This window comes from Cupriavidus sp. SIMBA_020 (genome assembly GCF_046535395.1).
GTDB classification, from domain to species: domain Bacteria; phylum Pseudomonadota; class Gammaproteobacteria; order Burkholderiales; family Burkholderiaceae; genus Cupriavidus; species Cupriavidus campinensis.
In genome coordinates this window covers 1-232 of the sequence record NZ_JAWRWU010001774.1, presented here as the reverse complement: position 1 = coordinate 232, position 232 = coordinate 1, and the positions used below count along the sequence as shown (strand labels likewise).

General features: G+C 65.5%; 1 pseudogene. It reads right to left on the bottom strand.

Annotated elements, in window-relative coordinates:
- Positions 1-232 (bottom strand): annotated as a pseudogene (locus tag SB751_RS35710) (branched-chain amino acid ABC transporter permease); the annotation flags it as partial.

Below are 232 nucleotides of genomic sequence, written 5' to 3'. Positions count from 1 at the left end.
CGCGCCGGAAGAACGACACGCACAACACGAAAATCAACCCGATGACGATGGTGACGACATCGCCCAGGGTGGCAAGGTAGTTCTGCAGGCTGACCACCAGGGTGGCGCCCACCACGGGGCCCCACACGGTGCCGATGCCGCCCAGCAGGGTCATCAGCAGCACCTCGGTGGAGGTGGCCAGCGACACGTCGTTCAGCGCCACCAATTGCAGCACCAGCGCCTTGAGCGAGCC